Consider the following 9,412-nt stretch of genomic DNA (forward strand, 5'->3'; position numbering starts at 1 on the left):
GGGCGCGTCGGCCACCCGGGGCGGTGGCCACCGCACGGCCGGCCGCGCCGGATTCCCGGTACTGCCGCAGCAGCGCCACCTGAAGGTGGTGCAGCGGCTCCAGGTAGGTGTCCCGGACGGCCAGGGTGCGCTGGAGCACCGGCGAGTTCTCCAGCAGGGCGGGGGAGGCGGTCACCGCCAGCACCTCGCGCTTGGTCAGCTCGTACTCCCGCTCGATCTGCTCGAAGATCGGGTGCAGCTTCTTCGGCACGAGGGTCTCGACGTACCGGCGGGCGATGCTGAGGTCGGTCTTGGTCAGCATCATCTCGACGTTCGACAGGAACGTGCGGAAGAAGTGCCAGTTACGGTGCATCTCGGCGAGCACGTCCGCCAGACCGGCCTCCCGGGCGGCGGCCAGGCCGGAGCCGACGCCGAACCAGCCCGGCACGATCTGCCGGGTCTGCGTCCAGCCGAACACCCACGGGATGGCCCGCAGCCCGGACAGCCCGGCGCCGGTGTTGGGGCGCTTCGCCGGCCGGGAGCCGATGTTCAGCGCGCCGAGCAGCTCGGTGGGGGTGGACGCCCAGAAGTACGCCGGCAGGTCCGGGTCCTCGACGAGCGACCGGTACGACCGGAACGCCGACTCGGAGACCACGTCCATGGTCGCGTCCCAGCGTTCCAGCATCTCGGCCGGCTGCCGGGGCGCGGTGTGCAGGAGCGTCGCCTGGAGCACCGCGGCGAGGGTCAGCTCCAGGTTCTCCCGCGCCAGCGAGGGCAGGGTGTACTTGTCGGAGATCACCTCGCCCTGCTCGGTCACCTTGATCGCGCCGTCAAGCGTGCCGTACGGCTGCGCCAGGATCGCCTCGTGCGTCGGGCCGCCGCCGCGGCCGACCGTGCCGCCGCGACCGTGGAACAGCCGCAGGCGTACGCCGTGCCGGGCGGCCACGTCGCGCAGCGCGCGCTGGGCCCGGTGGATCGACCACTGGCTGGTGGTGATCCCGGCCTCCTTGTTGGAGTCGGAGTAGCCGAGCATGACCTCCTGCACGTCGCCCCGGGCCGCGACGAGCGCCCGGTACGCGGGCAGCGACAGCAGCTCGTCGAGGATCTCGCCGCCGGCGTTCAGCTCGCCCGGGGTCTCCAGCAGCGGCACGAAACCGATCCGGGCCCGGCCGCTGTGCACGTCGACCAGCCCGGCCTCGCGGGCGAGCACCACGGCGGCGAGCACGTCGTCCACGCCGAGGGTCATCGAGATGATGTACGACTCGATCACCTCGGTGCCGAACCGGTCCTGCGCCTCGCGGATCGTGCTGAACACGTCGAACGTCTTGCGGGCCGGCTCGGTCAGCGGGGTGTCCAGGGTGGACAGCGGCCGGCGGCCGGTCAGCTCGTCGGCGAGCAGCTTGGTGCGCTCCAACCGGCTCAACGCCGGGTAGTCGGACACCTCGCCGACGGCCTCGTACAGCTGGGCGAGCACCGCGTGGTGCGCCTCGGCGTGCTCCCGGACGTCCATGGTCGCGAGGTGCAGGCCGAACGCGGAGACCGTCCGGATGGTGGAGGCCAGCCGGCCGACGGCGGTGAGCTGCCCGGAGTTGCGGGCCAGCGAGGCGCGCAGCAGGTCCAGGTCGGCGATCAGCTCGGCGGAGCCGCGGTAGTCGCGGCCCGGGACGTGGGCGGTGCCCTGGCGGAGCCGCTGCCGGGTGTTGGCCAGCTTCGCCTTCACGCAGCGTGCCTTGAGCCGGTACGGCTCCTCGGCGTTGACCCGACGGAACCGGGGGGCCACCTCGGGCAGCGCGTCGAGGTCGGCGGCGAGGCTGGCGGAGAGGTCAAGCGACACCCCGCGCAGTCGGCGGGACACCGAGACCTCGTTGATCAGGTGGTCCATCGCCTTCTCGGTGGCCGCGATGCCGTGCTCGTGCTGGATGGTCAGCACCTCGCGGGTGACCGCCGGGGTGACGAACGGGTTGCCGTCCCGGTCGCCGCCGATCCAGGTGCCGAAGCTCAGCGGGCGGGCCGTCGGCGACGTCTCCACGCCGAGGGTGCGCAGCGTGTCGGCCAGGTCGTCGAGCACCTGCGGGGCGGCCTCGGCGTACAGGTCGCGCAGGTAGTAGATGGCGTTGCGGGCCTCGTCGGTCGGGTCGGGCCGGTCGAGCCGCAGCTCGTCGGTCTGCCACATCAGGTCCAGCAACTCGGCCAGCCGGCGGTTGGCCGGGCCCTCGTCGCTGGCGCCGTAGAGGATCGCGTTGGCGGTCTCGGTGTCCAGCTCGTCGGCGATGGCCCGCAGCTTGGACAGGATCGAGCGGCGGGCCGCCTCGGTCGGGTGGGCGGTGAAGACCGGCCGGACCGCCAGCCGGCGGGCCGCGGCGGCGATCTCCTCGGCCGGCACCCCCCGCTCGGCGATCATCTTCGCCGCCTGGTCCAGCCAACCGCCCTGCACGGCGCGGCGGCGACGCAGGTCCCGAGCGCGGTGCACCTGTTCGGTGATGTTGGCCAGGTGGAAGTAGGTGGAGAAGGCGCGGGCCAGCTTGGTGCCGGTGGTCACGTCGAGCCCGCCGAGCCGCTGGGCGGCGGCCGGGACGTCGGAGCGGACCTGGGCGCGGATCTCCTCGACGAGGTCGAGCAGCGGGCGGCCCTCCTGGCGGGCCAGGGTCTGGCCGAGGAGGGTGCCGAGTCGGCGGATGTCAGCGCGCAGCGCGGCGTCCGGGCCGTCGTGGTCGTGCTGGTCGGTCACGATGCGCTCCTTACGTGAGTACGAAGGACAGCGCTGTCCGACTCCCTGGATGGTATCCGCGTCGGGCCGGCTGGCAGGAGGGGCTCTCCGCATGCCGTGCCGTGACACGGAACACCTCGGAGATCACTTCAGGGCCTTGCGCGGTCGGTCGCCCGGCGGCCCCGCACCCGGGTCGCGCCGAGCAGGGCGGCCAGCCCGAGCACCGCCCAGAGCACCAGACCGGTCACCGGCCAGCCGATCGAGCGCCGGTCGAAGTACACGGCCGACTTGATCAGGTCGGTGGCCAGGCCGGGCACGTTCCACCGGTGCATTCCGCGCAGCCAGGTGGGCAGGAACTCGGGGGCGTAGATGCCACCGGAGCCCGGGTTGCCGAGCACCACCAGCAACAGGATGACCAGCCCGGTGCCGAGCACGCCCAGCCAGCCCTGGACCGCGGCGGCGACCATCGCGGCGGCGAAGGCGGCCAGCATGCCGACACCGGCGACGGCCGGCAGGTCGTGGTGCCAGACGTCCAGCACCGGGCCGACGATCACCGCCCCGACGATGCCGAGCGCCACGCTGTAGACGGCGAGCGCCCCGATGCGCAGTCCGGCGCGGCGCAGGGTGCGCGGGGCGGTGCCGGCGGAGATGCCGAGCACTGTCGAGGCCAGGTATCCGCCGAGGACGTACCCGATGGCCAGGTAGAAGGGGACCAGGCCGCGGGGGTCGGTGCCGGCGACCGGCACCTCGTCGGTCACCCGCAACGGCAGTCCGGCCTGTTGGGCGGCGCTGGTGAGCACCTGGATGACCAGGTCGGTGGCGGACGGTGCGCTGGCGCTGGCGGTGGTCAGGACGAGGCCGCCGTCGGGGGCGGAGCTGAGCACCGCGTACACCTCGCGGCCGGTCAGGCCGTCGTCGGCGGCGCCCGGGTCGGCGTACTCGATGGCTTTGATCTTGTTGGTCCGGTCACGGACGGCGGCCAGGACCGTGCGCGCGGGCTGGTCGCTCGTCGCCACCCCGACCGGCACGTCCCGGGGGTGCGGCTGGTGCAGGGCGCCGACGTACGCGGCGATGAAGGCGGCGGCCAGCGCGAGGGTGCCGAGCAGCAGGCCTGCGGTGCGGGGGAGCCAGTCGCGTACCCGGACCTCCGGCGCCTCGTCCACCACGTCAGCCTAGGGCGACATTCAACCTGTTTGCGGCATTTCCCGGCGAGCGGCGAGGGTGAGCAATTTTCTTCAAGACCGTCCGGGGTGCCTCTCGCAAGGATGGTCTCCGTTGGTCCGGAAGCCACCCGTCCGGGGTGGCCGGATCGGGGCACGCGGGCCTATTCGGGGAGGTCCGACGCCTGGGCCGGACCTGTCGCGGGCCGCTTCGTGCGCGCCTGGAGGAGCGCCCCAGGACGATCTTGTGCCGGTCCTCCGCGACCGTCTCCGTCCAGCCGTGGTTCTCCACGATGCAGCGCACCTGGTAGATCAGCATTCCGTCCGGATGCCTCAGCACCCGCCACCGGGCGGGCGTTGTGTGGCGACGCGGATCACTGCCGACTCCCTCAGCGGGCATCGTCCCCCCTTGGCACGGCGACCTCGTCACTACCCGGCTCGATTCTGGTCACTCGCCAACCCCTGGTCCACCCCGAGCGGCGGATCGCTCCGACCCGGCTCTGCGGGTTCGTCCGGCCGGTGCCGGCCGACCTGGGCCGGTTCGGTCGCCAGGCTCGTCGGCTGGGGTCCGCGGGTCGGAGAGTTGGCGTGGATCAGGGATTGACGACGGCGAAGGCGCGGACCGGGAAGGTGCCCATGCCGGCCACCATCGGCGGGGCCGCGGTGAAGCGGAACCCGCTCGGCGGCAGCGCGCCCAGGCCGGTGAGGTGCTCCACGATCGGGACACCGGCGGCGAGCAGGGTGCTGTGCGCGGGGCGTACGCCTCCGGCCGCCGGGCTCATGTCGTCGATGTTGATCGAGTCGATGCCGACCAGGGCCGCGCCGGCGTCGACCAGCGACTGGGCGGCGTCCCCGGTCAGGTACGGCGCCTCCGGCCCGCCGTACCGCTCGGTGCCGAAGTGCGCATCCCACCCGGTGTGCAGCAGCACCGCGCGCCCGGCCACCTCGTACGGGGCCAGCATCAGCCGGTCCACGGCTCGGGTGCCGGCCGGTACGCGGACCAGCACCCCGGGCAGGTCGGCGAGGCGGTCCAGCGACACCCCGGTCAGGTCGTCGCCGCCTGACCAGCGGTGGGCGGGAGTGTCCACGTACGTGCCGGTGTTGGCGATCATGTCGATCCGGGCCACGTGGAACTCGGTGCCCGGCGCGTACCGCTCGCGGGATGCCGCGAAGGTCAACCAGTCGGTGAGCCGCGGAGCGGGCCACCCCGGCAGGGTGGTCATCCCGTCGCGGATCACGTGGCTCAGCTCGACCAGCCGGCGATCGGCGCCGGAGGCGTCGACGCCCCGGCCGCCCTTGTGCGGCTCCTCGATGATCGTCTTCGCGCTGATCCGGACCTCGGCGACCATCAGCAGCCCGAGGTGCCGGACGAACAACGCCGCCAGATCGTCGTCGGTGATCTCCCGACCCGGAATGTCCAGCCGGAAGCCCTCGGTGCGCAGCCCGCCGCCGTTGGCGAAGCTCACCTCCGCGTCGAACTGTGCGCGCCACTGCTCACCCATCCCGAAACCCGACCACGCCTGCCGGCGGCGGTCAAGATCTTTCCCGTTTCCGACCGCCTCGGGGCCCGGTCAGCGCTCGCCCGCCGCCCTCTGCGGCAAGATCCGCACAACATCAGGGAAGTTGCTGCCTCCCGCGCCCCGGAAGCAGCAACTTCCGGGAAGTTGTGTGGATCTTGGGACGAGGGGTGGCCTGCGCGGGAGCGGACCGGTGCCGTGGGTGCGGACCCGGGCCGGGGGTGCGCGGCGCGGGGCGACGCGACCTGGGCGGAAGGGGGTGGCTGTCGGTCGACGGGGATAGGCTTGTCGGCGTGCACCCCCCGTCCGGCTGGACGAGGGGCCGCCGTGGTGTGCGCCGACTCCCCTGGAAGGATTCCCTTGCTCACCGGTCTGTTCTCCGCCGCCCTGGCCGACCCCGGGCTGACCCGGGCGCGTGACCTGGCGCGCTCCGGTGCCGCCCAGGTCGACGGCCTCGACATCACCGCTCCGGCGGCGCTGCGCCCGTTCGCGGTGGCCGCCGTCGCGGCCGACCCCGACGGCGCCGGTGGCGGGGCCGGGCGACCCGTGCTGGCGGTGACCGCCACCACCCGGGAGGCCGACGACCTGGCCGCCGCGCTGGGTGCGCTGCTGCCGCCGGAGCAGGTGGTGGTCTTCCCCTCCTGGGAGACGCTGCCGCACGAGCGGCTCTCTCCCCGCTCCGACACGGTGGGCCGCCGGCTGGCCGTGCTGCGCCGCCTCGCGCACCCCGAGTCGACCGACGCACACGGCGGCACCGGGCCGCTGCGGGTGGTCGTGGCACCCGTCCGTTCACTGCTGCAACCGCAGCTCAAGGGGCTCGGCGACCTGGAGCCGGTGCAGCTCGCCGCTGGCGAGGAGGCGGACCTGGAGGAGGTCGCCCGCCGGCTGACCGACATGGCGTACGCCCGCGTCGACCTGGTCACCAAGCGCGGCGAGTTCGCGGTGCGCGGCGGCATCCTGGACGTCTTCCCGCCCACCGACGAGCACCCGTCCCGGGTCGAGTTCTGGGGCGACGAGGTGGAGGAGATCCGCACCTTCGCCGTCGCCGACCAGCGGACCATCGAGCAGGTTCCGCTGCTCTGGGCGCCGCCCTGCCGCGAGTTGCTGCTCACCCCGGCGGTCCGCGAGCGGGCCGCCGCGCTGGCCGAGCAGCACCCGGAGCTGGCCGAGATCCTGGACAAGCTGGCCGAGGGCATCCCGGTGGAGGGGATGGAGTCGCTGGCGCCGGTGCTGGTCGGCCCCGACTCGCTGGAGCTGCTGCTGGACGCCATGCCGGCCGGCACCCACGTCCTGCTGTGCGACCCGGAGCGCATCCGCACGAGGGCGCACGACCTGGTGCGTACCTCGGACGAGTTCTTGCAGGCCAGCTGGGCCGCCGCCGCGGTCGGTGGCCAGGCCCCGGTGGACGTCGGCGCCGCCGCCTTCCGCACCCTGGGCGAGGTCCGCGCCACCGCCGCCGACCTCGGCCAGCCGTGGTGGACGCTGTCCCCGTTCGGTCTGGGTGAAGCCGAGACGGCGCAGGCGCGCCAGCCCTGGGAGGACGCGCCCGAGCAGGCCGTGGTCACCCCGGACGACGCCATCGCGGTGACCCTCGCCGCGCAGCCGGCCCCGCTCTACCACGGCGAGACCGCGCGGGTGGTCGACGACCTCAAGCGCTGGGCCGGCGAGGGCTGGTCGATCGCGCTGGTCTTCGAGGGCCACGGCCCCGCCCAGCGGGCGGTGGAGGTGCTGCGCGACGCCGGGCTGGGCGCCCGGCTGACCGAGGAGGTGCCGACCGCGCCCGCCCCCGGCGAGCTGGTCGTCTCCTGCGGCGCGCTGGGCAGTGGGTTCGTCGACGAAGCGTCCCGTTTCGTGCTGCTCACCGGCAACGACGTCACCGGCGGTCGGGGCACCTCGACGCGCGACATGCGCAAGATGCCGAGCCGTCGGCGCAACACCATCGACCCGCTGGAGCTCAAGGCCGGCGACTTCGTGGTGCACGAGCAGCACGGCATCGGCCGGTACGTCGAGCTGGTGCAGCGCACCGTCAACGGCGCGAGCCGGGAATACCTGGTCATCGAGTACGCGGCCAGCAAGCGTGGCCAGCCGGGCGATCGGCTGTTCGTCCCGACCGACCAACTCGACCAGCTCTCCCGCTACGTGGGCGGTGAGCAGCCGACGCTGCACAAGATGGGCGGCTCGGACTGGCAGAAGTCCAAGGCGCGGGCCCGCAAGGCGGTCCGGGAGATCGCCGCGCAGCTCATCCAGCTGTACGCCGCCCGCAAGGCGTCCAAGGGCCACTCGTTCGGCCCGGACACCCCGTGGCAGCGGGAGTTGGAGGACGCGTTCCCGTGGCAGGAGACGCCGGACCAGCTCGCCGCTATCGACGAGGTCAAGCGGGACATGGAACAGACCGTCCCGATGGACCGGCTGATCTGCGGCGACGTCGGCTACGGCAAGACCGAGATCGCGGTCCGGGCGGCGTTCAAGGCCGTGCAGGACGGCAAGCAGGTGGCGGTGCTGGTGCCGACGACGCTGCTGGTGCAGCAGCACTACAACACGTTCGCCGAGCGGATGAGCCAGTTCCCGGTGCAGATCCGGCAGCTGTCGCGGTTCCAGACCCCGAAGGAGACCGAGCGGACGCTGGAGATGGTCGCCGACGGCACCGTCGACATCGTCATCGGCACCCACCGGCTGCTCCAGACCGCGACCCGGTTCAAGCAGCTCGGTCTGGTGATCGTCGACGAGGAGCAGCGGTTCGGCGTCGAGCACAAGGAGCACCTCAAGACGCTGCGGGCCTCGGTCGACGTGCTGAGCATGTCGGCCACCCCGATCCCGCGCACCCTGGAGATGGCGATCACCGGCATCCGGGAGATGTCCACCATCGCCACCCCGCCGGAGGAGCGGCACCCGGTGCTCACCTTCGTCGGCGCGCAGGACGACCGGCAGGTCGCCGCGTCCATCCACCGTGAGCTGCTTCGCGACGGGCAGGTCTTCTACCTGCACAACCGGGTCGAGTCGATCGACCGGGCGGCACGGCGGCTGCGGGAGCTGGTCCCCGAGGCGCGGGTCGCGGTGGCGCACGGCCAGATGGGCGAGGAGGCCCTGGAGAAGGTCATGGTCGGCTTCTGGGAGAAGGAGTTCGACGTCCTGGTCTGCACCACGATCGTCGAGTCGGGCATCGACATCCCGAACGCCAACACCCTGATCGTGGAGCGGGCCGACCTGCTCGGTCTGGCCCAGCTGCACCAGATCCGCGGCCGGGTCGGCCGAGGTCGGGAGCGGGCGTACGCCTACTTCCTCTACCCGCCGGAGAAGCCGCTCACCGAGCACGCCCACGAGCGGCTGGCCACCATCGCGCAGCACACCGAGCTGGGCGCCGGCATGTACGTGGCCATGAAGGACCTGGAGATCCGGGGCGCCGGCAACCTGCTCGGCGGCGAGCAGTCGGGGCACATCGAGGGCGTCGGCTTCGACCTGTACGTGCGCATGGTCGGCGAGGCCGTCTCCGCGTTCAAGGGTGAGCGGCCGGAGGAGGAGGCCGACGTCAAGATCGACCTGCCGATCGACGCCCACCTGCCGCACGACTACGTGAGTGTGGAGCGGCTGCGCCTGGAGATGTACCGCAAGCTCGCCGAGGCACGCGACGAGGAGCGTCTGCGCGAGGTCGTCGCCGAGATGACCGACCGGTACGGCGAGCCGCCGGCCCCGGTGCAGAACCTGGTGGCGGTGGCCCGGTTCCGCCTGCTGGCCCGCCGGTACGGCCTGAGCGACGTGACCATGCAGGGCAAGCACATCCGGTTCGGGCCGCTGCCGCTGCCCGACTCGAAGCAGATGCGGCTCAAGCGCTACCACCCGGACGCCGTCTACAAGCAGGCCACCGACCAGGTCAGCGTGCCCCGACCGACCACCCGTCGGATCGGCGGCGAGCCGCTGCGTGACCAGGCGCTGCTCGAGTGGTGCGCGCAACTGCTCTCCGACGTGCTGGGCGCCCCCGCCCCGCTGGTCGCCGCGGCCGGGTGAGCACGGCGCTTCCGTCGTACCGGCACGTGCCGGTACGACGGAAGCGC

4 protein-coding genes are annotated in these 9,412 nt (G+C 72.9%); 1 reads left to right on the forward strand and 3 read right to left on the reverse strand.

The genetic code is table 11. The annotated features are described in order from the left end of the window. From ppc to AB0J68_RS18850, 3 genes are all read right to left on the reverse strand, one after another. On the reverse strand, positions 1-2,707 hold a 2,707-nt coding region (gene ppc, locus AB0J68_RS18840; RefSeq protein WP_363939633.1), incomplete at its 3' end, for a phosphoenolpyruvate carboxylase. Positions 2,708-2,835: 128 nt separating this feature from the next. Continuing rightward, a complete protein-coding gene (locus AB0J68_RS18845) occupies positions 2,836-3,849 on the reverse strand; it encodes a hypothetical protein (RefSeq protein ID WP_354854132.1) in 1,014 nt (337 codons plus the stop codon). A 590-nt stretch (positions 3,850-4,439) separates the two neighbouring features. Continuing rightward, complete coding sequence (locus AB0J68_RS18850; RefSeq protein ID WP_363939635.1) at positions 4,440-5,348, reverse strand: cyclase family protein; 909 nt, start codon at positions 5,346-5,348, stop codon at positions 4,440-4,442. 375 nt (positions 5,349-5,723) lie between these two features. Here AB0J68_RS18850 and mfd point away from each other — a divergent pair, with 375 nt between their 5' ends. After that, complete coding sequence (mfd, locus tag AB0J68_RS18855) at positions 5,724-9,365, forward strand: transcription-repair coupling factor (RefSeq protein WP_363939637.1); 3,642 nt, start codon at positions 5,724-5,726, stop codon at positions 9,363-9,365. Positions 9,366-9,412: the final 47 nt, after the last annotated feature.

This window comes from Micromonospora sp. NPDC049580, from assembly GCF_040675595.1.
Classification (GTDB): Bacteria; Actinomycetota; Actinomycetes; order Mycobacteriales; family Micromonosporaceae; genus Micromonospora.

Excerpts from the sequence above, each read along its gene's own strand:
- AB0J68_RS18850 (WP_363939635.1), bottom strand. The coding sequence starts at position 5,348 with ATGGGTGAGCAGTGGCGCGCACAGTTCGACGCGGAGGTGAGCTTCGCC.